General features: G+C 52.7%; 19 protein-coding genes. 7 read left to right on the forward strand and 12 right to left on the reverse strand.

Features of this window, described 5'->3' with window-relative positions; all coding sequences use genetic code 11:
* Nucleotides 1-6 precede the first annotated feature (6 nt).
* From EV294_RS21190 to EV294_RS21205, 4 genes are all read right to left on the reverse strand, one after another.
* Nucleotides 7-1,050 (reverse strand): S-layer homology domain-containing protein, encoded by a 1,044-nt coding sequence (locus tag EV294_RS21190; protein WP_132310436.1) that lies wholly within the window; start codon nt 1,048-1,050, stop codon nt 7-9.
* Between the two features lie 66 nt (nt 1,051-1,116).
* The gene (locus tag EV294_RS21195; RefSeq protein WP_132310438.1) at nt 1,117-5,628 is read right to left on the reverse strand and encodes a glycoside hydrolase family 3 C-terminal domain-containing protein; all 4,512 of its coding nucleotides are present in this window, start codon (nt 5,626-5,628) and stop codon (nt 1,117-1,119) included.
* Between the two features lie 250 nt (nt 5,629-5,878).
* Nucleotides 5,879-7,081, reverse strand: a complete 1,203-nt coding sequence (locus EV294_RS21200; protein WP_132310440.1) for an MFS transporter — start codon at nt 7,079-7,081, stop codon at nt 5,879-5,881.
* A gap of 72 nt (nt 7,082-7,153) precedes the next feature.
* On the reverse strand, nt 7,154-7,753 hold the full coding sequence (locus EV294_RS21205; protein ID WP_132310442.1) for a TetR/AcrR family transcriptional regulator: 600 nt from the start codon (nt 7,751-7,753) through the stop codon (nt 7,154-7,156).
* A 161-nt stretch (nt 7,754-7,914) separates the two neighbouring features.
* Here EV294_RS21205 and EV294_RS21210 point away from each other — a divergent pair, with 161 nt between their 5' ends.
* Genes EV294_RS21210 through EV294_RS21220 form a run of 3 tightly spaced genes read left to right on the forward strand, consistent with a single transcriptional unit; the run spans nt 7,915 to nt 11,745 of the window.
* Nucleotides 7,915-9,036: a GerAB/ArcD/ProY family transporter gene (locus EV294_RS21210; protein WP_132310444.1), complete on the forward strand. Its 1,122-nt coding sequence runs from the start codon at nt 7,915-7,917 to the stop codon at nt 9,034-9,036.
* Nucleotides 9,029-10,489, forward strand: coding sequence for a spore germination protein (locus tag EV294_RS21215; RefSeq protein ID WP_132310446.1), 1,461 nt, complete (start codon nt 9,029-9,031; stop codon nt 10,487-10,489). Before EV294_RS21210 ends, EV294_RS21215 begins: the two co-directional genes overlap by 8 nt.
* 38 nt (nt 10,490-10,527) lie before the next feature.
* Nucleotides 10,528-11,745, forward strand: coding sequence for a Ger(x)C family spore germination protein (locus EV294_RS21220; protein ID WP_132310448.1), 1,218 nt, complete (start codon nt 10,528-10,530; stop codon nt 11,743-11,745).
* A gap of 5 nt (nt 11,746-11,750) precedes the next feature.
* Here the strand turns inward: EV294_RS21220 and EV294_RS21225 are convergent, their stop codons facing one another.
* The 4 genes from EV294_RS21225 to EV294_RS21240 all read right to left on the reverse strand — a co-directional run bounded on the left by EV294_RS21225 (nt 11,751) and on the right by EV294_RS21240 (nt 15,410).
* Nucleotides 11,751-11,966, reverse strand: coding sequence for a YczF family membrane protein (locus EV294_RS21225; RefSeq protein WP_132310450.1), 216 nt, complete (start codon nt 11,964-11,966; stop codon nt 11,751-11,753).
* A gap of 132 nt (nt 11,967-12,098) precedes the next feature.
* Complete coding sequence (locus tag EV294_RS21230; protein WP_132310452.1) at nt 12,099-13,043, reverse strand: glycoside hydrolase family 43 protein; 945 nt, start codon at nt 13,041-13,043, stop codon at nt 12,099-12,101.
* Nucleotides 13,044-13,224: 181 nt separating this feature from the next.
* Entirely contained in the window at nt 13,225-14,214 is a 990-nt protein-coding gene (locus tag EV294_RS21235; RefSeq protein ID WP_132310454.1) for a cation diffusion facilitator family transporter, read from the reverse strand.
* A 152-nt stretch (nt 14,215-14,366) separates the two neighbouring features.
* Nucleotides 14,367-15,410, reverse strand: a complete 1,044-nt coding sequence (locus tag EV294_RS21240; RefSeq protein ID WP_132310456.1) for an oxidoreductase — start codon at nt 15,408-15,410, stop codon at nt 14,367-14,369.
* Between the two features lie 220 nt (nt 15,411-15,630).
* On the opposite strand from EV294_RS21240, the gene EV294_RS21245 reads away from it, so the two are divergent.
* Nucleotides 15,631-16,398, forward strand: a complete 768-nt coding sequence (locus tag EV294_RS21245; protein ID WP_132310458.1) for a DeoR/GlpR family DNA-binding transcription regulator — start codon at nt 15,631-15,633, stop codon at nt 16,396-16,398.
* Nucleotides 16,399-16,459: 61 nt separating this feature from the next.
* On the opposite strand, the gene EV294_RS21250 is transcribed toward EV294_RS21245, so the two are convergent.
* Nucleotides 16,460-17,314, reverse strand: coding sequence for a helix-turn-helix domain-containing protein (locus EV294_RS21250; RefSeq protein WP_132310460.1), 855 nt, complete (start codon nt 17,312-17,314; stop codon nt 16,460-16,462).
* A gap of 121 nt (nt 17,315-17,435) precedes the next feature.
* Here EV294_RS21250 and EV294_RS21255 point away from each other — a divergent pair, with 121 nt between their 5' ends.
* Nucleotides 17,436-19,760: a beta-galactosidase gene (locus EV294_RS21255; RefSeq protein ID WP_132310462.1), complete on the forward strand. Its 2,325-nt coding sequence runs from the start codon at nt 17,436-17,438 to the stop codon at nt 19,758-19,760.
* 45 nt (nt 19,761-19,805) lie between these two features.
* On the opposite strand, the gene EV294_RS21260 is transcribed toward EV294_RS21255, so the two are convergent.
* From EV294_RS21260 to EV294_RS21270, 3 genes are all read right to left on the reverse strand, one after another.
* Nucleotides 19,806-20,663, reverse strand: coding sequence for a sugar phosphate isomerase/epimerase family protein (locus EV294_RS21260; protein ID WP_243711744.1), 858 nt, complete (start codon nt 20,661-20,663; stop codon nt 19,806-19,808).
* 92 nt (nt 20,664-20,755) lie between these two features.
* Nucleotides 20,756-21,319: a P-loop nucleotide/nucleoside kinase family protein gene (locus EV294_RS21265; RefSeq protein WP_132310464.1), complete on the reverse strand. Its 564-nt coding sequence runs from the start codon at nt 21,317-21,319 to the stop codon at nt 20,756-20,758.
* 2 nt (nt 21,320-21,321) lie between these two features.
* Nucleotides 21,322-21,819: a DinB family protein gene (locus tag EV294_RS21270; RefSeq protein WP_132310466.1), complete on the reverse strand. Its 498-nt coding sequence runs from the start codon at nt 21,817-21,819 to the stop codon at nt 21,322-21,324.
* A gap of 222 nt (nt 21,820-22,041) precedes the next feature.
* On the opposite strand from EV294_RS21270, the gene EV294_RS21275 reads away from it, so the two are divergent.
* Nucleotides 22,042-23,805, forward strand: coding sequence for a glycoside hydrolase family 2 protein (locus EV294_RS21275; protein ID WP_132310468.1), 1,764 nt, complete (start codon nt 22,042-22,044; stop codon nt 23,803-23,805).
* A gap of 49 nt (nt 23,806-23,854) precedes the next feature.
* On the forward strand, nt 23,855-24,937 hold the full coding sequence (locus EV294_RS21280) for a Gfo/Idh/MocA family protein (protein WP_132310470.1): 1,083 nt from the start codon (nt 23,855-23,857) through the stop codon (nt 24,935-24,937).
* Nucleotides 24,938-24,983 lie beyond the last annotated feature (46 nt).

Below are 24,983 nucleotides of genomic sequence, written 5' to 3' on the forward strand. Positions count from 1 at the left end.
GAATGACTAATCCGCCATTCGTAAGATCAACGTTACCGCTTCCGCACGGTTGGCGGAATCCGCGGGAACGAATTTGTTGCCGCCCCTGCCGTTAACGAGGCCTGCTTTCACGGCCGCGGCTACGGCATCCTTCGCCCATGAAGGGATGCTCGCCGCATCCGCGAACGACAGCTGCCCGGCCTGCGCCTGCGCCGTGTCCAGCTTAAGCGCGCGAGCGACGATAACCGTCATTTCGGCCCGCGTAATCGGAAGATCCGGACGGAAGGTACCGTCCTCGAAGCCCTTGATCCAACCCGCGGCAACTCCGCTTGCAATGGAAGGCTTCGCCCAATTGCCTATTCTTTCGTTATCTTTAAAATCGGTGCCCTGCCGCTCCGCTTCCGGCAGTTCCAAAGCTCGCGCCAGCATCGTAACAAACTCCGCCCGGGTAACCTGCTTGAGCGGTTTAAACGTTCCGTCCGGATAGCCGTTGGCAAAGCCCATTTGGGCAGCCCGCGTAATGGCATCCTTCGCCCAGAAGCCTGCCGCGACGTCCTTAAATTCCCTGTTCGCATTCAAAACGTAAATCTGAACCGTTTTATCGGGCGTTTGCTTCTCCGAGGTCAGATCCGTGCGGACAAGCTTAACCGATTCAATCTTGACGGTTGCTTTTCCCGCCGCAAGGCTGCCAAAGGTAAACGCGGCCAGCGCTTGCGACCCTTCCGAGCCCGCAGCGGAGCCCACTTTCGTATAAGCGAACGTCACTTTGTTGCCGGATTTAATCGGAGAGATGGCAAAGCCGTTTTGTTCCGCTGCATTGTTTTTGGGCAGCAGGTTATTGGCGGATTGTAAGGAAAGCTTCGTTGTATCGTAAGAAAGAACAATCTCGTAACCGTACACGTCTTTCAGCTCGCTCGCTTTTACCGTTACGGTTAACGCCTTATTCACGCCAACGCTTGTCTGGTCGGGGCTAATTTCGTAAGAAGCCGCAGCGGCAGACACTAAAGCAGCCGGCAAACCGGCAAGCAACATTCCTACTACCAACGTCGAGAGGAACCATTTCCGCAGCATCTTTCTTCTCCCCCATAAAAGCAGGAGAAGGGACTTTCCCTCCTCCTGCTTGCCTATGATTTTTAATTAAGCTTGCAGAATTTTTTGCGCAATGATAGCAAGATCGGAAATATCGATAACGCCGTCATTATTGAGGTCCATCCGCTTAATGGAGCTCCAGTCCGCGGATTGCGAGGTTTTACCGTAATTGACGGATACTTGAGCAAGGTCAAGCACGCTGATTCTGTTGTCGCCGTTGACGTCGCCGACAACCTGCGTAACGACAAGCTGCTTGAATGCTTGAAGCGCCGTATGAAGCGCCGCTGCCGCGTCTTGCACCTGCTGCTCGGTTGGCGCTCCGGCGGCAACGGCTGCCGCTGCGTCAATGGCAGCTTGCAGGGTGGCTTTGGATCCTGCGGGATACTGGCCAACAGCCGTACCTTCAACCGCCGCATCGTGGAACGCTTGCGCTTCGGTGATGATATCGAGCAAGGCTTGCGTATTCACGTACAGGATTTGAACGCTTAAGGCATCGCCGGCTTCAGCCGCAATCTCGGTTGCGGCATCGGAGAATTCCGCGCTGGCGATCGCAAACACCGCCGCCCTATTGCCCGATACCTGCTTGGCTTTCATATTCAGCTTGATCACGTTGCCGCCTGTCGTCACCGCGTGATCCGGTCCTTCGCTGACGGCCAGGACGCGCACGATGCCTGGTTCATCCGTATTTGTGCCAACAATGCTGACTCCCTCTACCAGCGATTCCGCGTTTAGGAATTCTACGGCGCTGGAATCGTAGCTGATCCGGATATCCTGTGCCAGCAGCGGAACGGATACATGATTTAATCCAACCGTCAAGCTGAACGGAGCATTGGAATAGACCTGACTCGCACCCGCAATGGACGCCGTAAGGACACCCGCATGATGAACGGCCAGGGTGTTGGTCACCGCAATTGCCGTATTATTTGCATCGGTTACCGTAATCGTAACGGTATACGGGCTGGCATTATCGCTTCCTTCCGCCGGCGTACCCGTAATTTTGCCCGTAGCAGGATCGAAGGAAAGTCCTTCAGGCAGCCCGGTTACGCTCCATGCGTAAGGCTTGGTTCCGCCAATTGCGCTTAGATTCAACTGCTGTTCATAAGGAGCTCCTACCTCCGCACTTGGAAGCACCGCATTCGCTGCCGGGGAGCTGATGGTCAACTCGTTCTCTGTGACCTGCAGCGTATCAATCCGGATATCCGGCGAATCAAACACTACATAAACCGTATGGAGACCGGCCGGGGCGTTATCTATCGCCGCTTCCACCTCCGCAAAGCCAAGCTCGCGTACCGTTTGATCCGCCGCAGTTGGCATGGTATACGCGGATACGGAGGTGACCGGAACTTCAATGGTTGCAAAAGGCTCATTCGCCGGCGAATCCGCGCGAAGCGTAATATGACCGCCGCTGCCGTTGCTCGCAACGCTGGCAACCAGCTTTTGGGCGCCCGTAAAATCGGTCTTAGGCAGAGCTACCCATGCTCCCTGCTTCTTCGAATTAACGGTGTAGTATTCGCCGGCGATCTTATCTTCGCTGAGGCTAGCCACCGTCCGTGCTTTGGAAGCTTCGGAATACGCCACATGGCTGGACGCGAACGCATGGTCAAAGACGTTAAACTTGCTTACGGCCGAAAGCGATGCAAGCTGGTCGCCCCCGATCGTGATATTGCCCGTAAAGAGGATATCGTCCGAAGAATGGCCTACCATGAGGGAGTACGAGCCGTCCTCTACGATATAATCGCCTTTGTTTACATCCCAGATCGCAAGATCCTTGGGATCGACAGTCAAGGCAACGACCTTGTGCTCGCCTGCGGTAAGAGATACTTTCTCATAGCCGATAAGCTTCTTCTGAGGAGCTTCGGCTCCGTAAGCAGAGCCGTTTTTCCGGGCGTACAGCTGCACGACCTCGGAAGTTGCGATGCTGCCTTCGTTCGTGATCTCTACGGATACGTTAAACGGAGAAGCGCTGCTTGCGCTGGATGGAGCCGAGAAATCCTTGTACGTAAAGTCCGCATAACCTAATCCGTAACCGAACGGATAGGTAACGGGCGCCGAAGTATACATATACGTCAGCTTCGTTTCTACCGGATCGGCATTCGACATATCCACGGTGTAACGCGGATCGATCTGGCTAAGCGTTGTGGCGCTGCCTTCCGGAATCGAGTATTTATCGATTGCAGGCAATGCCGACATATCCGCATACCAGGTAGACGTCAATCTGCCGGTTGGCGCGTAGTCGCCATACAGCACATCGGTAAGACCTTGCGCGTCGAATTCGCCGGAATATGGCTGTTCCACAATCGCCGATACGTTAGGGTCGTTCTGAATTTCTTCCATGATGACCGGCGAGCTGGCGAGCAGAACAACGATTGTTTTCTTGTTCTTGGCCGCGAAAGCCGCGGCAACATTTTTGACCAGCTTGTAATCATTGGCGCCCAGGTAAAGATCCGCGCGGTCATTGCCTTCCGCCGCGCTGTTGCTTGGATGCGCGCCAATAAAGACGAGAGCATAATCCTGCGTGTCCGCCATAGCTGCCGCATCCGCGCCGGCTTCCTTGACCGTTGTTTTCTCGAACTTGGCGTCCGTGCCGCGGGAATTGTAATTCGCGGGATTGCCGATTGCCGCAGCCCCCGTAGCCATCTTGCCGTCCGCCGCAGTAGTCACATACCGGCCGCTGTATACGCCGGTCTGAAACGCCAATCCGCCGGAGATAATCGAGACGGAATTGTCCGAATTGCCTTCGATGCGCAGCTTAGCCGGAATCGTGCTGTTATTGCTGACCGACGTCGGGTTGGACCAATCCGAGCCCGTCAGCAGCAGGTTTGCCGTTGCCGTATTGCCAACCGCCGCATTGTTCGTTGTTGGCGCGGTAACCCAGCGGCTGTTTTCCTTGGAGAGAAGGCTTGCCGCCTGCTGGCCCCAATCATAGACCTCGAACAGCTGAGCGTTGGTGAACGTATTATCAGATGTCGAATAGTCCGCCGTTAATTGAGCCCCTGCCGCCGGTCCGGCAGTCACGTATTTGCCGTTAGCCTTCGACTTCAGCGCGATAACCTCGCCGCCGGTATTGAACTGCACCTTGGAAGCGCCGATCGTGCTCAGGATCGCGAACAACGGCGTTTTGCCGGCAGTCGGAAGGCTTGGCGTGCTCGCCGAATACTGGGCTTTCATGCGCATATCCGCGTATGCCCCAACAACCGCCGCTTTTTTCGTTTTATCGAGCGGCAGCGCGCCGTCCGTATTTTTGAGCAGAACAACCGTCTCGCGCGCGGCCTGCAAAGCTACTTCCTGATGCGCCTGGGTGTTGAAGCTCGTAAGATTGGACGATACATCCTTCGCCTGGCCCGCAAACGGATAATATTTCGGGATGCCGTTTGCGTCCGTTTCGTTAAATATCCCCGCGCGGACCAGCTGATTCACAAGCGGTCTGCCCGCGTCCCGCACATCCTGCAGCGTGATGCCGTACAGCCCCTCTTTGACCGCGTTGGCAAGCGTCACGACATCCGTCTTGTCGGTACCGGAGGCGCGGACGGATTCCGAATGACCCAGCACCATAAGCGCCAGCGCATGCTTGCGGTCAAGCGTATACTGCGTATCGTAGCCATTGCCGAAGCTTGCGTTGTACAGATGCTGCTCCCCGTTAAAGTCCGGCGACGAATACATGCCGTACCGCGCAACCTTGTCGCCCAGAATCATATAAGGAGAAATAATATTCGGAATGCCGTTTGTGCGCCCGAAGGAAGTCATAATACCCGATACGGAGCCGGACTCCAGCCCTTTGAACGCGGACGGGGTCTGGTATTCGTAGATGGCCCTTGCTCCCGCCGCGGTGCTGGAGGACTGCCGGAACCATTCCGCATTGTACATGGAGAAGTGCTTCGTCCCTACGATAGCCCGGATCCAGAAGCCGTTGTCGCTTTCGTTCTGGTCCGTGCCGGACAGCCCCGCCGCCATATTGTCGATCATCGTTGCCGACAGATACGGGTCTTCCCCGTACCCTTCCGGGAAACGCCCGTTCAACGGGTTAATCCGCAAATCCGACAAGGCGGTAAATGCGATCGGCTTGGAGGCATTCGAACCGTTATGAATATTGGCCGTGCCCTGCTTGACGTTGTTCTGGCTGATTTTCTCGCTGCCCATCACCTGCCCGACTTGCGTCAGCAGCCCCTTGTTCCACGATTGGCCAAGGCCAACGAGAGCAGGAAAATCGGTCGATACGCCGTATACGTTATCCGCGGCCGCAATGCCGCCCGGCACCGTCTTGCCCTTGATCGGATTATCGTCCATCACAAACGTGTAGTTATCGCGGATGCCCGTTGCATATAACGCGGCGCCTTCTAGGCCCACATAGTTAAAATAAGTATCCACGAAAGCGTCCAGGTGAGAAGGCACCCCGTCAAACAAAGGCATTCCGTCGAAGATGCCTCCCGACTGCGTGTTAAAAGCAATCGAATCCGCCGAGGCTTTGCTCGGCATCACCTGCAGAACGCCGCTGAACATCAAAGTTCCGGCTAACAATAAGGAAGCCGTCTTTCTTCTTTTTATCCCCTTCGAACTGTCCATGCTGACACCATCCTATTCATCCCAATGAATTGATTGTGACTGACGGCGGATGCTTGCGAAGCTTGAAACGGTAAGCTTTCCCCCTCTCGGCTGAACTTGTCGACACCTAAAGTGTAAACGCTTACTTAATTGGGGGTAAGCGCCTCTTTTTTTGGGATAAGTTCCTATTTTTTTTGATAACGGGGTTAAATTAAAAAAGCTGACACCGGTTTTAAAAAAACCGACATCAGCCAATCGACCCTCTTTCCTGTTAAGTTCTCGCGCCTTGCAGGCTGCGTTTTCTATCGCTCAGCGTCAACGCGAAGCATAGAAGCAGAACGACGCAAGCTAGCGTATAAGGGTAATTAATATTGGCATCGAACAGGAATCCGGCGATGATTGGTCCGGCAATATTGCCAAGGCTCGTAAACGCCGAGTTCAGACCGGCCACGTAACCTTGCTGATCCTTCGCAACCATCGACATTTGCGTGCTGATCGCCGGGCGCAGGATATCAATCGCCAGGAAGATAATAAACGTTACCGCAAACACCATCCAGAACTGGTGAACAAAAAGCGTCAGGACGATAAACAATCCGGCAAACAGAAGACAAACCGAGATGACCCGCCGCTCGCCGAACGTCCTCAGAATCCAGCTGAAGATCGTAACCTGAACGACTGCGCCCGCAATGGACCCAAACGTAATAATAAAGGCGATATCCTTAGGCCCATAGCCGAATTTATGATCGACGAACAATCCGAATACCGTTTCGAAGTTCGCCAGTCCAAACGACATGACAAAGACGATAATCAATGCCAGGAAATAAGGCTCGCGATACGAATAACGAAGCTGTGTAACGAATCCGCGCTTTTCCTTCCCGGGCACCGAAGTTTCCGCTAGCTCCTCCTGTACGGGCTTAGACTCCGGAAGGATAATCAAATTGATCACGGCTGCCAGTACGCCTGCTGCCCCGGCTGCGTAAAACGGCGCCCGGATGCCAAATTCGGCAATATAGCCGCCGATGCCGGGACCAATGATAAAGCCGGTCGTAATGGCCGCATTAATAAAGCCCATGCCCGAGGCCCGCTCTTCCTTGGTCGTAATGTCCGCCGCGTAAGCCATAACGGCCGGCATAATCATAGCGGCGCTAATCCCCCCAAGCAGCCTGGATACGAACAATAAGACCGAGGATTCCGCGACCCCAAACAAAGCTTCGGAGAAGGCGAACACAAGCATGCCGAACACGATCATCCTTTTCCTGCCGAATTTGTCGGACAACCGCCCGGCAAGCGGCGAGAATAGGAGCTGCGTCAGCGAGAACGCCGCCACGAGCAGGCCAACAATACCTCCCGTTATGCCAAGCGTCTCCATAAACTTCGGCATAATCGGGATAACAAGCCCGATCCCCGTGAAAACTAGCAATAAATTAAACATCAGGATAAGCAAAGCACCCCGATTTTTAAGCAATAAAGTCATCTTATGATTCCCCCGATTTCTAAGCTGTTCGAATACTGAATATTCATTCTAGATCATTGCGAAAAAAAAGGCCTAGCGGGCCGGCGTGGCAATGCCGTGCAAAAACACGTCCATAGCCAGCCGGTAAGCCGCCAAAGCTTCCTCCCGTTCCATTGTTCGCGTGTGCTGATTCAGGCCGTACATCAGACTGTCCAAAATAATCGCAAGGCCGGTCACATTCGAGGATTGGAATTCGCCGCTGTCGATTCCCCGCTGCAGCAAATCCCGGTTAAAGTCAATATAACCTTTAACCATCTCGTTAATGCGCTCTTCGACCTCCGGATTTTTCTCCGCGTTGTTGAAGAACTCGTCAACGGCTTTGGTCAGCGGATGATTCAGCTGATCATGCGCCAGATGCTCGGCCATGCCGTACAGCTTATCGATAGTGGTCTTGTACTGCGGCTCCTTTGCCAGCCAGGTCTCTTCCCACTCCGTGTTCCAATCCTCGATTAGATGCAGGAACAGCCCTTCCTTGTTTTTGAAATGGTAATAAATATTGCCCGCGCTGCAGCCCGTCGCTTTGACGATGTCTTCGATAGAGGTCGCTTTATAACCCTTCTGCACGAACAAATTCCGCGCCGCATCCGCTATTTTCTTCTTTGTCTGCTCGGTTTGCTGCTGCTTCTTGTTCACGCTGCTTCACCCCGCTTGAGCTCCCGATTTCGATACTGAACGTTTATTCAGTATTGTAATGGATAAGCGCAACGTTTGCAATCCCGGCAAAGTCTGCTCGGTTTACATATTCCGGTACCCGCATGGAAATAATTAGCGGAAAGATTCCGGGAGGACTCCGCATGCAGGGAAACCAACAAACCGTAAGCTCCAGACAGCTAATGGCCCTTATGATTTTATTCGAATTCGGAACCGCAATCGTTGTCCATATCGGACTTGCTTCCAACCATGCGACATGGTTATCCGTTCTTCTGGCGATTCCGGGCGCTCTTCTGCTCTACTCGGTCTACCGGTATCTCCATCAGCAATATCCCGAACTTATCGTCAGCGCTTATATCCGAAAGATCGTTGGTCCCGTTCTTGCCTGGCCGATCAGCCTTTTTATTCTTGCCTATTTTATATATAATGCCTCCCGCAATCTTCGGGAAGCCGGCGACCTGTTAATTGCGTCCGCGTACGACGAGACTCCTTTGTTTATCATTAATGCAACTATGGCCCTTGTCATGATTTATGTGCTTGGCAAAGGAATCGAAGTCATTTGCCGCCTGGCCCAGGTCTACGTGTATGTGATCATTATCCTTGGAATTTTCGGTCTCCTGGCCGTCTTTTTCTCAGGGGAAGTTGAGTTTTCCAACATCTTTCCGATTAACGGGGGGAGCTGGAAAAATGCCTTTAAAACGGCGTATCCCTCCATTTTATTATTCCCGTTTGGCGAGTTATTCGCCTTTTCAACCGTCCTGCCCCACCTTAAGGATAAGAAAAAGGCCGGCAAAACAGGAATGGTCGCGATATTGTTCAGCGGGTTCGTATTGTCTCTGACGCAGGCCGTACAGCTCCTCGTTCTTGGAGACAGCATTTATATCCGCTCTACTTTTTCTCTCTTAACCATGATTTCGGTAGTCAATATCGCGAATTTTTTGCAGAGGCTGGATGCGATTGTCATGCTGACGCTCATTATATGCGTATTTTTCAAAATGAGCTTGTACAGCTATGCCGTCATGGCCATCTGGGGCGATCTGTTCCGGATTCATACGCTCGCCAAGCTGGCTGCTCCCGTCGGGATTGTGGTGTTGTTTATGTCTATCTTCTCGGCCTGGAGCTTTCCAGAGCACGTGAGCGAAGGGCAAACCTCGTCCATGCTGATGCTTTTTATCGTCACGGTTGCCCTGCCTTTGCTTCTTCTTCTCGTGCATCTCGCCAAAAAAACATTCCGACAGCTCAGGGGGGCAGGCCATAATGACTAATCCCGTAAATACGGATCTGGAATCGAATTTAAAAAGGATTAAATCGGCTTTAGGTCCAAGCTCCGATCTGGTATTCAAAAGATTTCGGCTGGAGAATCCGGAAATAAAGGCAGCAGCCGTCTACATGGAAGGGCTGATCGATAAACAGCTTGTTCATGATTTGTTTTTCGATTCCGTAGCCTCCCTCACCTTGGATTTGAACCGGCGCAGCGGATCTCTTCTCCAGCAGATGAAGCATCTGGACCTGTCCGTTAATAACGTTCAGTCTGTCTTATCGATGGACGATCTGATCTTGGCTGTTTTATCCGGCGATACCGTTTTGATCGTGGACCGATTCAGCGAAGCTCTTAGCTATGAAACGCGCGGGGGAGAAGTACGGGCGGTTACGGAGCCCTCTTCCCAAATCGTCATTCGCGGGCCAAAGGAAGGGTTTAACGAATGCATCGGCACCAACGTCGCGCTCGTACGCAGACGGATCCGGAATCCGAATCTTTGGCTGGAATCCATGAAGATTGGTTCCGTTACGAAGACGGATGTCGCGGTGATGTATTTGAACGGCACCGCGAAGCAGGAGGTTATTGACGAGGTTAGGAAGCGCCTGCGGAAGATCAACTACGATTCCATTCTGGAGTCCGGCTATATCGAAAATTTGATCGAGGAAGAGAGCATTACGCCTTTTCCCACCATGTTTAATACGGAAAGGCCGGATACGATAGCGGCTCATATTCTCGAAGGGCGGGTTGCCATATTCGTAGACGGAACCCCTTTTGTGCTTGTGGCTCCAACGACCTTCTTTATGTTTTTCCAATCGGCGGAGGACTACTATCACCGTGCGGACGTATCCTCCGCAATCCGTTTCCTGCGGTATGTTTCTTTATTTATTTCCATGTTTGGCCCCTCCATCTATATTGCGGCGATTACCTTCCACCAGGAGATGATCCCGACACCGTTGCTGCTGTCGCTCGCGTCGCAGCGCGAAAGCGTTCCGTTCCCCGCCTTGGTCGAAGCTCTCATTATGGAGGTCTCGTTCGAGATTCTAAGGGAAGCCGGCATCAGGATGCCACGGGCGATCGGACAAGCTGTTTCGATCGTAGGCGCGTTAGTATTAGGTCAAGCAGCTGTGCAGGCCGGAATCGTATCCTCCGCGATGGTTATCGTTGTTGCGCTTACGGGTATATCAAGCTTTACGACGCCTGCCTTTAATGCCGCCTTGTCTATCCGGCTATTACGGTTTGCGGTGATGTTTTTTTCCGCTTTCCTCGGGTTTTTCGGCATCGTAATGTTCACTATCCTGCTAACCGCCCATATGTGCGGACTACGGTCTTTCGGCGAGCCGTACTTGTCGCCGCTTGCCCCGATGAGGAAAGAAGAGTTGAAGGATACTTTCTTCCGCAGGTCGTTTAAAAGGATGAGACCCTCCTTCCAGCCCACGTCGAACCGCAGGCCAAACTAAACCGAATTTTTGCAAAACTGTCGAGGAGGACCGGGCTTGTGAAACGAATCATTATGTTGTTGCTGATCATCTCGGCATGCCTGCCGATCGCGGGATGCTGGAACAGCAGAGAGCTAACGGAGATGTCCATCGTGCTTGGAATGGGCGTGGATGCGGTGCCGAACTCGGATCAATACTCCGTATCCTTTCAAATCGTGAATGCCGGGGCTTTATCTACGCAAGGAGTATCTCAGGCCGGCATGGGGGCTCTTCCCATCGTGACCTACAGCAGTCAGGATAAATCCCTGTTCGGGGCGCTTCGCAAAGCATCGCGGAAGGTCCCGAGACGGCTCTTTTTCGGCCATATCCAGCTTGTCGTAATCGGAGAAGCGGCTGCAAGGAAAGGAATCGAGGATATGTTCGACTTCTTCGAAAGATCCCATGAGGTCCGCCTCAGCTCGATTGTTCTTATCGCCAGGGGCATAACGGCTCAAAAAGTTATGAGTATTATTACGCCGCTCGAAAAGACCCCCTCGATTGGGATTTCGCGAAGATCCCGCATTACTTCCGAGGTGTGGGCGGAGAACGCCGCCACGAATGCCAAGGAGATCATCAACGATCTTGTCGGGCCGGGTGAACCGATTATCGGGGGCATCCAAATGATTGGAGACAGAACGGAGGCCACTACGGATAAAAACTCGAAAGACGCTAACCCTCCCGCTTATATTCTGGTCAACGGCATAGCGTTGATGAAAAAAGGGAAGTTAACAGGCTGGCTCGATAATCAGCCTGCCAGAGGCGTGATGTGGACTCGCAATAAAATGAAGGGCACCGCCATGAATCTCCCTTGCGGGGATACCAAGGACAATGACGTCGTGATTGTCGTTCGCTCGAAAACGAAGGTAAAGCCCAGCATAAATAACGGCAAGCCGAAATTTCTGATTCACGTCAAAGAAGAAGGCATTCTTGGGGAAACCAGCTGCTCCTCCGATTTGGACAGCCGGAAAGCGATGCTGCAAATTCAAGACAAGTGGAAGGCTCAAACGAAAGAAGAAATATCGGCTGCCATTAAAGCTGCACAGAAAGCGGAATCGGATGTGGTTGGTTTCGGCTCGGCTATCGAGAGAACCCATCCTGAGGAGTGGAAGAAACTCAGCAAGGATTGGCCGAAAATTTTCGCGCAAAGCGAATACGAGGTTCAAATAGAGGCTTATATTCGAAGGGCCGGCATGAGAGGAACATCGTTCAAGAAGCAGATGAAGGAAGAAGAAGGTTAAGACGATTATTCCCTTCTTCTCCTCCATCCGATCGTAATAAACGGCAATATAGCCGCTGCCGGAATGAGTATGTATTCGATTGGCGTCAGAATGCTAAAGGTATGCCGAATGATGTTCAAAGCTTCGGATAGCGGCATTCCGGATAATAAGTCTGCCAATATGATGATAGAAAATCCGATAACGATCAACAGAACATACGACAAAGCATGTTTCATATACATTGGGCTGCCTCCTTGCCTTTAACTATAACTGTTTCCCGGTTGACCCAAATAATATGTATGATGGTGAAACGAATCTATGCGGAAACTGAAAAAAGCTTGGCATGGAAGGCTCCATGCCAAGCTTTTTTCGCCTTATAGTCCGGGCGTGCCCCAGACTTTCACTAATGCCTCGTATTCGGCTCCGGTCAGATTCAGGAACGATCCGTGTCTCTTCTTCGTTGCCCCGAGATCATACTCTTCCGGATTCAGAATACGGAACTGCCCGCTGGACAAGTCTTCCGTAATGAGCGGCAGGTATCCCTTGCCCGCGGCATATTGATCGACCATCAGGCACCATTCGTTCCGGTCGTTGAACTTGAATACTTCCGGCCCCTCCACTCCGAACAGCCCGTCCAGCACAGGCGAAGGCAGCTCCCGGAACGAGGAAGCGGATAAGGAATCGCTGCTCTCGACCGTTATGCACTTGGTTGTCTCGTCCTTCGAATAACGGTAATACGTGCTTCCTTCCCGGATAATCGTCGTATCGATCACGTGATTGCCGCGTTCGATATATTTTTCCGGCTTCGTGAAAGCCATAAAATCTTTCGTCCGGGAGCTGTAAATAATCTGCTTGGCCTCCCGGTCTCCTTCTGTGGTCATCGAAGCCCAGAAAATCAGATGCTCTCCCGCTTCCTCGTCAAAGATCGTCTCCGGCGCCCAGACGCAGCCCGCTTCCGGAAGTCCGATCTCAACGCTTCTCTCCTTCGACCAATTCACCATGTCCGGAGATTCCCACACGATAATCGACCGGCTGCCGCGATGCTGCGCCGTATCCCAGCCTTTGCCGCTCGCAATGCGGAGATCCGTCGCAATGATATAGAATTTGTTATCGAGCGGAGAACGGATCATAAACGGATCCCGCACCCCCTTCTCGCCGATACCGGATTGCAATACCGGCTGTCCGCCGTTCAGATCATTCCAATGAAGCCCGTCCCGGCTTACCGAAAAATAAACCTGCTCCCCATTCTCATGCTCACCGGTAAAATGCACAAACAGATAAGCCTCGTAGGGCTGATTCTTTTCCCGTTCTGCTGACATGCTTTAATCCTCCTAAGCTTCACATATTCCAGCTCCAATTATCCGGCACTAGAGGCGGCTTGATAAGCACTTATCATGCTATGAACTGACCTATTGTGCTTTATTTTGAACCTCGCCAGGATCTGTCTCCAGAGTGGTTTCAAAGAAAAAGGCGCTGTCCCAAGGACAGCGCCTTCATTCTTTATAGGCCGGCCTTTTGCGGCTGCCAGTTGCGGACTCCGTTATCTTCGATAATGCCTATCGTAACGTCGGCGATTGCCGGATCAAGCAATAGCGTATCTCTCACCTTGAACTTGATATCGTCGGCTTCCGCAAGCGTCATTCCCGGCTTCAGCTCGACCAGACCTTCTACGTGGTAATAGCGGCCTTCCTGCAAAATCCGCATCGAATAAATATCGGTTACCTCTCCGTGGGAGAAGATCAGCTTCGCAACCTTATCCTCGACTTCGCGCGGCGCGGCGACGCCAATCAACCCAACCATGTTGTCGTAGCCCACGCGGAACGCCACCGCTGCCATCAGTAGACCAATCAATATGGTCGACACGCCATCCAGCAGGGCAAAGCTGGTAAACGAGGTGACAACGACGGCAATCAGCGCAAGAAACGCGCCTGTTGTAGCAACCAAATCTTCGTAAAATACGAGACGCGTCGGAGGAGCGGCCCGTCCGACGTTTTTGAACGCTGCCGCAACAATCGCAAGCCCCTTCGCCTCGGAACGCGATTCGTGAAGAATCTCTTTCATCGCTTTATGTAAAACAAAGCCGTCAACGCCAATGGAAATAAGCAGGATCATAAAGTTTATCCAGAAGCCATGGGATTCCGACGGATGAGCCAGCAAATGAAAGCCTTCCAAGATGGTTTCGTAGGCCATAACGGTAACCACGATAACGGCAATCATGCAAAACAGGTTAATAACCCGGCCAAATCCGGTCGGGAATCTTTGCGTCGGCTTTTTCTCCGCAAGCACGCTTCCCGCAAATACGAAGCCCTGGTTCACCGCATCCGCAATGGAGTGCATGGTGGACGCGAACATCGCGCCGCTTCCCGTCATCACCGCGGCAACGCCTTTTACGATGGCCACCGCCGTATTTCCGACCGCCGCCGTTGCCGAAGACGTATTTCCTTTTTTCAACAAGCTCCAGATACGATCTTTCTTCCTGTCCGATTCCACTTTACAAAGTTCCCTCCATCATTTGCGCATCTTCCTAGTATAGGTAAAATCACTTTACTACAATACGATCCTGTAAAAAAGTGGTTTCACCATGTTCCCTCTTAAAAAAAATTGCCTGACATGCTCCAATCTCATGCCAGGCACTTCTGTTTTTATTCGAAAGGCAAAGCTCTCTTCTCCGCGCTGCTTTGGATGGCCAGCTCAATGATCCTAATCGTGTTTCTGGCATCTTCAGCCGCAACGGGTACAGGCTTATTCGCCGTAATCGCCTTAACCATTCCCTCGTAGAAGGATTCATAGCTTCCCTGCAGCGTCTTCACTTTGCCGGTCTCGGCCTTGCCGTCAACCGCTGCCGTGAGCTCGCCGTACGATTCTTCCCGGTCCATGCCCCAGCCCGGCTGGCCCGGCAAGCCGCCTTTTCGCAGCATATCCTCCTGCGAATCCAGGCCGTATTTGATAAAGCTGCCCTTGCTGCCGTGCACCTGATACTTTGGACCATGCCGCATCACAAGGGAACCGCTGTGCAGAATAACCCTCTTTGTTCCGTAGCTCAGAATCAGATGGAAGTAATCGGTCACCTCGGAGCCTGCTCTTTGCGCCAAAAGATCGGCATATACGCTATCAGGCTTCCCGAACAAATGCAGCGCCTGGTCGATCAAATGCGAGCCCAGGTCATACAGCATGCCGGAGCCGGGACCTGCCGTTTCTCTCCATCTATTGGTTACTTCCGGACGGTAACGGTCGTAATGCGCCTCGTAGGATGCGATTTCTCCCAGCTCTCCAGCCTCGATAAGGCCCTTGACGGTTAGAAAATCGTTATCCCATCTCCGGTTCTGATAGACGCTGAGCAGCTTGTTTCGCTGCCGAGCCGTCTCGATCAGATCGTCCGCTTCCTCCGAGGAAATAACAAACGGCTTCTCGACCACAACATGCTTGCCCGCAAGCAAAGCTTGCTTCGCAAAAGGATAATGCGTCTGATTAGGCGATGTAATCACGACCAGATCGATGCTTTCATCGGCCAGCAGCTCCTCGAGCGAGGCGATAACTTCCGAGTCCGGCAAGTATTGTCCTACCTTTTCGGGATTGCTGGACACGACTTTCGCGATTTCCATTCCTCCAACCGCCCGAATAAGCGGTGCGTGGAAAACCTGCCCCGATAATCCGAAGCCAACCAATCCGACTTTAACATTGCTCATGACTTGCACTCCCCTCCGTTCTCTGTCCCAACTCCACCAGTATAAAAGATGAAATGCGGTATTTCAATGTCATTTTAATTATTTAACTTATGTTTGTAATTATAATAAATATATAACCAGATAGAATCCAAGCGAAACACGCAAATCCTCCTTATTTTAGCTTGTCATTAAAAAGTGCCGGTGCTTATAATGAAAGAAGAATAAATAAGGTGGGCAAAAGATGACGCAAGACGAACGGATTAAATCAATCGTTGATTATATGAAGCTGAACCGGAATATCAGCATGGAGGATATTTGCACCCTGTACGAAGTATCCTACGACACGGCAAGGCGCGATCTGGTCAAGATGGAAGCGGACGGTCTGATTGTCCGCGTGCGCGGCGGAGCGATTCTCTCGTCCATGACCAAATCGGTGAGCAGCTACAAAGACAGATTAACCGACGCGGGAAGCAAGCGTTCCATCGCGATGGCAGCCGCCTCCCTTATCCGGGACGGAGAATATTTAATGCTCGATACCGGAACCACAACGCAATACGTCGCCGAATTTATGTCCACCGCGGACAATGTGGTTGTCACGAATTCGATCGATATTGCCGGCGTGCTCTGCGACAAGCCGCAGATCGCTACCCATTTGCTTGGCGGCATGCTGAATACCTGGCACCGGTACGCCTTTGGGCCGCGTACGCTCGAGATGCTGGGCGACATCCGGGTAGACAAGCTTTTTCTCGGCACATGCGGCATTACGGCCGAGGGTTTATTCACCACTACGGAAGAAGAGGCTTATCTCAAGCGAGAAATGATCAAACGGGCACATCAGGTCATCATGCTGGCCGACTCGGCCAAATTTGAAAAAAGCCTGTTTCACCGCGTATGCGCATTCGATGCCATCGACCTGCTTATTACGGACGCTGATCCGCCTGCTCCTTTCGACAAGCTGCTGCAAGACCACCAAATAGAAGTGATTGTCGCTTCCCCGTTGCCTAAATAAAACCAAAGCGGCCGTGCCATTCGCACAGCCGCTTTTTCTAATTCTATTCCTATTTCTATTTCTATTCCCTAAGAGCTGCCGGCTGCTCCCTCTTCCTGTACAACGAAGGGGTCTCGCCAAAAGCCTCTTTGAACTTGCGGGTAAAATAAATCGTGCAGTCAAATCCCACGTCCGAGGCGATTTCCGTTATCTGCCGGTTCGTGCCCGTCAGCAGCTGGGCAGCCTTCTCCATCCGGATTTTACTTACGATATTGAGGACCGTATCCCCCACCTGCTCCTTAAACAGATGAGACAGCCGCGAGGTGGATAAGCAGCTTTTTCTCGCAAGCTCCGGCAAGCTGACTTTTTGGGCGGGATACAGCTGAAGCTCCCTCAGAATCTGAGCGATTCTAGGATCCATCGAAACGGCATTCTCTGCCGGGCAAGTCTGTTGGATATAGATCAGCGTCTCCTCCAGCGCAATTTCCGCCAGACGGCGGTGCAGCTCCGAGCTTCCCGCAGAGGCCTCATGCCGGACCATCCGCATTAACGCTTCTTGAATACCGTGATGCGACTCGTCCCCCGCGATATGCCGGAAGAAAAACCGCTCGTCCGAGCCGGGCAGCCGGAGCCACGTACTCCACTCCGGATACGGAATAAAGTGAACCCAAATAAATTCCCACGACGTCCCTTTTGTTCCATAATGATGAGGGATGCCCGGCATAAGTATAACGACATCACCAGCCTTGCACGCGACGGTGCTCTGGTTGTTCTTTTGAACCCTGCCTTCGCCCGAGACGGTATACATCAACAGCCAGTCTCTGCTGCCCGATGGACGTTGGACGGCATATTCGGAAGACTCGCTATAATAGCCCGCAATCAGAATTCCGTACGGACGCCAGTTATAAATAGCATAATCGGTTTGTTCTTTAGCCATATCAGCACTACCTCACAATCTGGCGATTGCCCTACAATAGTAGACAAATACATGAATAATACGTTTTTTAGAACAGTAGAATTCATCGCAATCAACATAACATAAGGAGGCAATGCGAGCAATGGCCGAAGCAACAAGACTTAATCTGACCGAAAGCGCCCAGGTAGAGGTACGTCCGGGTAAATTGGGAGCAAACGGCGGCAGCAATCCAAAAGGAGAATCCTTTGGCTTCACTAATTACTATATGACGAGGAACGGCGAGCCCTTTATCCCCGTCGTTGGCGAATATCATTTCTCCCGTTTCTCCTATCTCCAGTGGGAGGAAGAGCTGCTCAAAATGAAAGCCGGCGGCGTGCATATTGTGGCTACTTACGTCTTCTGGAATTTTCACGAGGAGGAAGAAAGCGTATTCGATTGGAGCGGCAGCCGTAATTTGCGTCACTTTATCGATCTATGCGCCAAGCTGGAGTATCCGCTTATTCTCCGGATTGGCCCGTTCTGCCACGGCGAGGTCCGCAACGGCGGCATTCCGGACTGGGTGCTTGCCAAACCGATCGAGATCCGTTCAAACGACCCGGAATACTTAAAGCTTGCCAAAAGGCTATACCGGGAAATTGCGGTACAAATGAAAGGCAGCCTCTATCAGGAAGGCGGCCCGGTTATCGCCGTTCAGCTGGAGAATGAATTTATGCATTGCGGCGCTCCGAACGAAGCATGGGGGTATAAAGCAGGCAAATTCCTGTCAGCGGGAACCGGCGGCAACGAGCATCTGGCAGAGCTCCGCCGAATCGCGGAGGCAGCGGGGATTAAGCCAATGTTCTTTACCGCGACGGCTTGGGGCGGTGCAGCCGTTCCGGAGGAAGGCTTCCTCCCGATGCTGGCCGGCTACGCTTATACCTCCTGGATTCCCGATCAACCGCCAAGCCGGGAGTTTATGTTCCGGGACTTGCGGGTTGTACCTGCCGAACCCGTTAACTTCGACACCAACGAATATCCGGTCGCTTATTGCGAGATGGCCGGCGGCATGCAGGTCAGCTATAATGCCCGGCCATCCGTGCCGGCTGCCAGCATTGAAGCGATGACGCTTGTGAAGCTTGCAAGCGGCAGCAACCTGGTCGGTTATTATATGTACCACGGCGGCTCTAACCCGGTTGGCAAAAAAGGCTGCATGAATGAACAATTTCTGCCCAAAATCACGTACGATTATCAATCGCCCTTGGGAGAATTCGGCCGCGTGGGAGAATCGTATGACCGCATTCGCTCCTTGTCCCTGTTCCTGGAATCGTTTGGGTCTGTTCTGGCCCCTATGACAACGGTACTGCCGGAAGGCCAATCCGACCTGGAGGCAACCGATGCGGCAACGCTAAGGTGGTGCGTAAGACAGAAGGACGGCTCCGGCTTTGTGTTCCTCAACAACTTCCAGGACCAGGTCGAGCTGCCGCAGCGCTCGTTCCGCATCGAGCTGGAAACTGCCCGCGGTCCGGTGTCTTTCCCTAGGGAAGGAGAAGCTCTGCTGCCGGGCAACACCGGAGTCGTGCTTCCGTTCAACCTTGAGCTTTCCGGCATTTCCTTGATCAGCGCAACGGCTCAATTGCTGACGGAGGTACAAGCGTCCGATGGGGAACGAATTGTATTCTTCTACGCCCATGACGGCCTGGCACCCGAGTATGTAGTCGCCAAAGCCTCCTTGTCCGGTATTGAGGTTCATGACGGTCAAGTTAGCGAAGCCGGCGGCAGCTGCGTGATCCGCCCGGTTGTTGGCAGGAACAACGGAATTTTGTTCCGGACGACAGACGGCAAGTCCGTCCGCTTTATGACGCTCTCCCGCCAGGACGCGCTGCAGACGTACCGTTTCGATCTGTGGGGGCAATCCACGGTCGCAATCAGCAGCTGCCCGGTTGTTGCCCATCGCAATCAACTCGTCTTTACTTCGCCGGGCAGCACGGCATGCAGGGTATCCCTGTTCCCGGCGCCACAGACTGAGCTGATCGCAAATAAAGGAATGGCGTCGCAGCAAGAGACGGAGGGCTTGTTCCGCACCTATTCGATCGAGGTTCCTGCTTATGCGCCGGAAATTGCAATCTCAAACCCTTCCGACCATACGGCACTTCTGCGATTCGCCGGCACTGATTGGCCTTCCCATGTGGAAGACGTATGGCTCGAAATCGATTATGACGGCGATGTCGCCCAAGCGTTCCTGAACGGCAAGCTATTGACCGACCATATTCATTTCGGCAAAACCTGGAGTATCGGCCTCAAGGATTTTTACAATCAGCTGGAGCAATCCGCGCTGCATCTGACCATTACCCCGCTTCGCCGGGGAACGGTGCATACCTTTATTAACCAGGCGCAGATTGAGAGATTCGAAGGCGTTGAGATTGCGGTCTTTCACCGGATCGAAGTCGTCCCGCATTACCGGATAGCCTTGCTTCCGGCAGCCAAATAGAACAAACAAGGGATCCTCGCATGTTAGCAAGGATCCCTTGTTGTTCTATTTTCCCATTTCCGACCAAAGCCTTCTGGCCGTTCTCATGAAAAACTTCGATTGCTCCCACCGGTCGCTGATTTCATTGGTTCGTCCGGCGTATTCGTCCGTTGTTATTGCGTAAGAAGGCGGGCCAAGCTCCACGACAAAAGGCAGCGCCTCTCCCGTTCCCGCATTCGAGCGCCAATTCTTCATGCCGGAGCTCCACCAGCGCTCGAAATGCCGCAGCATCGGATGCTCCCCGTTGTTGCCTACGTCAATCTGCACCTGCTCTCCGTTGGATACCCTCGCATGGAAAGCCGCGCTGCGGGTCAGAACGGTCTGGATCAGCTGCTCCGCTTCATCGGATACCGTATGGAGCTCTCCCGCCACTACGTAATGCGACAGGTCAATGGTCAAACGAAGAGACTGCAGCGCCTTGATATAATCCACCGTTCGCAGCAAATCCTGGGTGATCGTACCGCGGTGCGTCTCGATAAACACCGGAATTCCGGCATGACGGGATAAGGCATCGATCGCGCTGAGCAGCTGAACGGCTGGCTCTTCAATGAGAAAAGGCGTCAGGACCTGCGCATTAATATGCTGAATGCCCCCGTATTCCTTCGCCCGGGCAAGAAATTGGTCCATATCCTGAGCCGTCTTCGGGTACGCGTTTACGCTAAAGGACAAGCCGTATCGCTCAAGGAGACGTCTCCATTTCTCCTCGTCCTGCGGAGCCGGAATAAATCCGTTGATACCGTCAAAGCCCGCTTCCGCAATCATCTCCACCTGTTCCTCTATGCTTCGCCCTTCCGCTGCCGCAAGGCCCGACATTCCCCACCACGACATCTGAACATCAAGCCTCGGATTCAACGATTCCCTCACAAGCTCTCCTCCTAAATAAACATATAGTCTAGTATAGAGAATTGCCTGAAGGAGAGGCAGTAACGATCCTGCTATCAACTCGTTTAATCCTGCTATTTCAGTCCGGAGCGAACCTGCTCCCGCAAACCTTTATAATCGTATCCTGCCGCCGTATCGAGCTCAACGACCGTTCCGCCGATAGACAACGGCGCAAGCGTTTCGTTCAACAGTCGCTCTTTGTTGCCCTGCTGCTCAATCCATTCCCCGTCGTTATGTCCCTTATGCCGTTCCGCTGATCCCATGCGCGTATAATAGCGCTCGAGGAGCACCTGTCCATCGGCTCTGCACATGATTTGGAAGGGCTCGAAGTCATGCTCCCGCTTCAGCTTAAGAAACTCGGCGCTTCTAAGCTCCGGACGGCCGAAGAAGCCTTCGGCAACAAGCGATTGTCCGGCAGCCAGCAGCGTACCCGCGAAGGAGTAAAGAAAAGTAAAAGCGGCCGGCGCCAAGAGCGGCGGAGAGCCATGCGTATCGCAATCCAGAGCGTCAAACAATGTCTCGTAGATCCCGTCGCGGGATAATAGGGGAAGCTTCAAATCCTCGGACAGCCGTTTGGCGAGCGTAGTCTTTCCGGCTCCCGGGAATCCGTTTACGATAATAAGCAGAGGTTTGGTCAAGCTCATTTGCTTCCTTCATCCGCCGAAGGACCGTAGAGGCCGGGCACCGGAATATCCAGGAGCCGCAAATATACCCCAAGCTGAGCACGGTGATGAACCATGTGGCTTAACCCAAAGGAACGAAGCGCTATTGCCCGCGGCTGCCGCAGAATAATATAATCACCGTTTCGCAGCGTCCATTCTTCCCCGAGCTTTTCCTCGTCGCATTCGTCCAACAGCTTGATAATCTTAGCCGAGTTTGCATCGTATTCCGCCAGTATGTCCTCGCGCTTTTGCAAAGCCTCCCTCCGCCCAGATACAGTTGACATATCGAGTTCAGGGGAAAGTAAAATACCGGCCTGCCAGTTCAACAGGTTGATCAAATGCGTGGCAAGCCCGCCCAGCGTCATCGATTTTTCATGCGGCTTCCAAGCCATATGCTCGTCGGGCAAGCGCTCCAGAATACGTCGTGTAATCGTCAGTTCATGTTCAGCATCCCCTACAATCAGTTGTTTCATCATCACTCGATCTCCTTCCGCTTTGAGATAGCGCCCTTTCTATACTAGCATATTTTGTAAAACCGCATCTATCCGCTAACCGCTTCTATTAGTTAACTTTAATATTAATAAATTAACCTTAATATTGACATAAGAACTGTCCTTCCACATAATATGAACTAGAATCATCTTAACTTCATTATTAAATTAACCTAACGGTTAACTAAAAGGAGAGAAAAGAAGATTATGGCTAGCACGCACAAGTATGTGAAGGATTATCCGCGTCCGCAGTGGGTACGCGACGAATGGCAATTGTTAAACGGCGAGTGGGGCTTCCGCTTCGACGATTCGTTTGAAGGCGAACGCAGCAAATGGTACAGCAAGCTGAATGCGGACCGTACGATACAAGTCCCGTTTACATACGAGACGAAGGCAAGCGGCATCGGCGAGGAGACGTTCCATCCATGCGTATGGTATGAGCGGAATGTGGCCATCCCGGCAGAAACGGGAGACAAACGCGTCATCCTCCATTTCCAAGCCGTTGACTATTTGGCTAAGCTTTGGGTGAACGGCGTTTATATCGGCACGCATGAAGGCGGATATGCGGCATTCTCCTTCGATATTACGGATGCCGTGCAGGTTGGCGGAGATAACCGGATTACGCTCCGCGTCGAAGACGGCAACAGCACGATGCAGCCGCGAGGCAAGCAGCGCTGGATCGAGAAGAATTACGGCTGCTGGTACGTGCAGACAACCGGCATCTGGCAGTCCGTCTGGCTGGAATACGTCGACGGCAACCATGTGGGCAGAGCTAAAATTACGCCAAAGCTGGAGGAAGCAGCGGTTACGTTCGAATACGAGCTTGGCAGCACCGTTCGTTCCTTCGACGGCTTGACGCTCCAGACCGTTATTCGTTACGACGGTAACCTGATCCGTTCCTCCGAAACCAACGTTGACCGCAAGTTCCTGAAAGTGGAGCTAAGCGTCATGAACGACGTCAACGAATGGAAAATCCATTCCTGGCATCCGAATCATCCGAATTTGTACGATGTGGAGGTCATTCTGAAGAAAGACGGTCATCCGGTAGACACGGTATACTCCTACTTCGGCATGCGCCGCATTCAGATTAAAGGCGACCGCATCCTGCTCAACAAGCAGCCGCTCTACCAGCGCCTCCTGCTCGACCAAGGCTACTGGGAAGATACGCATCTGACTCCGCCTTCCGAAGAAGCCATTATCGAGGATATCGATAAAACCTTGGCGCTTGGCTTCAACGGCGTGCGCAAGCATCAGAAGCTCGAGGATCCGAGATACCTGTACTGGGCGGACCGCAAAGGCCTTCTCGTCTGGTCGGAGATTGCCGCCACCTACGAATTCGGAGACGACGCCGTAGACCGGTTCACGAAGGAATGGATGGAAGTGGTCCGCCAGCATTACAACCACCCTTCCATCGTGACATGGGTGCCGTTTAACGAATCGTGGGGAATCGGACAAATCTTCACCGACCGGAAGCAGCAGCAATTTACCGAATCGATCTATCATTTGACCAAATCCTATGATCAGATGAGACCCGTGGTCGTCAACGACGGCTGGGAGCATACGATCTCGGATATCATTACGCTTCACGACTACGAGGAGCTGGGCTCCGTCCTCGAAGCCAGATACAAGGATAAGGATGCGCTGCTCAGCAACGACTTCGCGCACGACAAGCACCGCTATCCGTTCGCTAACGGCTACGGCTACAAAGGCCAGCCGGTGATCATCAGCGAATACGGCGGCATCGCCTTTACGAGCGAATCCGGCTGGGGCTACGGCAACCAAGTAAAAAATGAAGAAGAATTTTTGGCCCGTTATGAAGGAATTACCCAAGCGATCAAGAATCTCGATTATGTAAGCGGATTCTGCTATACGCAGATTACGGACGTGCAGCAGGAGGTTAACGGCTTGCTTACGATTAAGCGGGAGCCGAAGATTGCCATGGAGAAAATCAGAAAAATCAATCTGCAGTAGAATCGCGTTTCCAATGTCCACAGTTCATGAGAAGGCAGGGATTTCATTCATGTCAAAAATGCAGCGTATTGGAATTATCGGCAGCGGCGGTATCGCTTCTGCTCACGTAAGAGCCTACAAACAGCTTCACGACGTTGAAATTGTCGCCGTAGCCGACGTCATTCCCGGCAAAGCGGATCAATTCGTTACGCGCGAGCAATTGCCTGGAGCCATCGGCTTCGATGATCATCGCAAGCTCCTAGAGCTTGATCTGGACGGGGTCAGCATCTGCACGCCAAATGCCTCCCATCACGTAACAACCGTTGACGCTCTGCGCGCAGGCAAAAACGTCCTGCTTGAGAAGCCGATGTCCGTTACCTTGGACGAAGCGATTGATATGGTTCAGGTCGCGAACGAAACGGGAAATATGCTGACGATCGGTTTCCAGCCCCGTTATGATCCTAACATGAAGGTCGTTAACGAAATCGTCCAATCCGGCAAGCTTGGCAAGGTGTATTACGTGGAGACCGGCGGCGGCCGCAGACGCGGCATGCCTGGCGGCACGTTTATCAGCAAGCAGCTCGCCGGGGCCGGCGCTATGGCGGATATCGGCTGCTACTCGCTCGATATGGCGCTTAACGCGCTTGGTTATCCGAAGCCGCTTACCGTCTCGGCGTATACCTCCAATTATTTCGGCACTAATCCGCTTTATCATCCGGAAGCCCATAAGTTCGAAGTCGAGGATTTCGGGGTAGCGCTTGTACGCTTTGAGAACGACCTTGTGCTGCAATTCAAGATCTCCTGGGCGATGCACATGGATACGCTTGGCTCCACCATGTTCCTTGGAACGGACGGCGGACTTAAAGTGAATCCTTACGGTACGGGCAACTGGTCCGGCGTTTGGGATGGCCGCGTCGGCGAAATGAAGCTTTTCCATGATTTTATGGGCAAGCAGACCGAGACGCCGATTCCGGTTACGAATACCGACCTTAACCTCTTCAACGAGAAGGTGCGGGATTTCTCCGAAGCCGTGCGCGAAGGACGTCCTGCCCCTATTCCGGGCTCTCAGATCGTCATTCAGCAAGCCATTATCGACGGGGTGCTCCGCTCCTCCGCCGCCAAACGCGAGGTTTCTATCGAGCTCCCGTTCTAATGCTTAGCCTAATAGCCTTGGCCTTTATCCGGCCAAGGCTATTTTT

Origin of the sequence: Paenibacillus sp. BK033 (genome assembly GCF_004345425.1) — a bacterium.
In the GTDB taxonomy this organism is placed as follows: domain Bacteria; phylum Bacillota; class Bacilli; order Paenibacillales; family Paenibacillaceae; genus Pristimantibacillus.

Coding starts and splice junctions, on each gene's coding strand:
- EV294_RS21210 (WP_132310444.1), top strand. CDS start 7,915: ATGCAGGGAAACCAACAAACCGTAAGCTCCAGACAGCTAATGGCCCTT.
- EV294_RS21270 (WP_132310466.1), bottom strand. CDS start 21,819: ATGATGAAACAACTGATTGTAGGGGATGCTGAACATGAACTGACGATT.
- EV294_RS21245 (WP_132310458.1), top strand. CDS start 15,631: ATGACGCAAGACGAACGGATTAAATCAATCGTTGATTATATGAAGCTG.
- EV294_RS21240 (WP_132310456.1), bottom strand. CDS start 15,410: ATGAGCAATGTTAAAGTCGGATTGGTTGGCTTCGGATTATCGGGGCAG.
- EV294_RS21250 (WP_132310460.1), bottom strand. CDS start 17,314: ATGGCTAAAGAACAAACCGATTATGCTATTTATAACTGGCGTCCGTAC.
- EV294_RS21215 (WP_132310446.1), top strand. CDS start 9,029: ATGACTAATCCCGTAAATACGGATCTGGAATCGAATTTAAAAAGGATT.
- EV294_RS21255 (WP_132310462.1), top strand. CDS start 17,436: ATGGCCGAAGCAACAAGACTTAATCTGACCGAAAGCGCCCAGGTAGAG.
- EV294_RS21230 (WP_132310452.1), bottom strand. CDS start 13,043: ATGTCAGCAGAACGGGAAAAGAATCAGCCCTACGAGGCTTATCTGTTT.
- EV294_RS21225 (WP_132310450.1), bottom strand. CDS start 11,966: ATGTATATGAAACATGCTTTGTCGTATGTTCTGTTGATCGTTATCGGA.
- EV294_RS21190 (WP_132310436.1), bottom strand. CDS start 1,050: ATGCTGCGGAAATGGTTCCTCTCGACGTTGGTAGTAGGAATGTTGCTT.
- EV294_RS21280 (WP_132310470.1), top strand. CDS start 23,855: ATGTCAAAAATGCAGCGTATTGGAATTATCGGCAGCGGCGGTATCGCT.
- EV294_RS21200 (WP_132310440.1), bottom strand. CDS start 7,081: ATGACTTTATTGCTTAAAAATCGGGGTGCTTTGCTTATCCTGATGTTT.
- EV294_RS21195 (WP_132310438.1), bottom strand. CDS start 5,628: ATGGACAGTTCGAAGGGGATAAAAAGAAGAAAGACGGCTTCCTTATTG.
- EV294_RS21275 (WP_132310468.1), top strand. CDS start 22,042: ATGGCTAGCACGCACAAGTATGTGAAGGATTATCCGCGTCCGCAGTGG.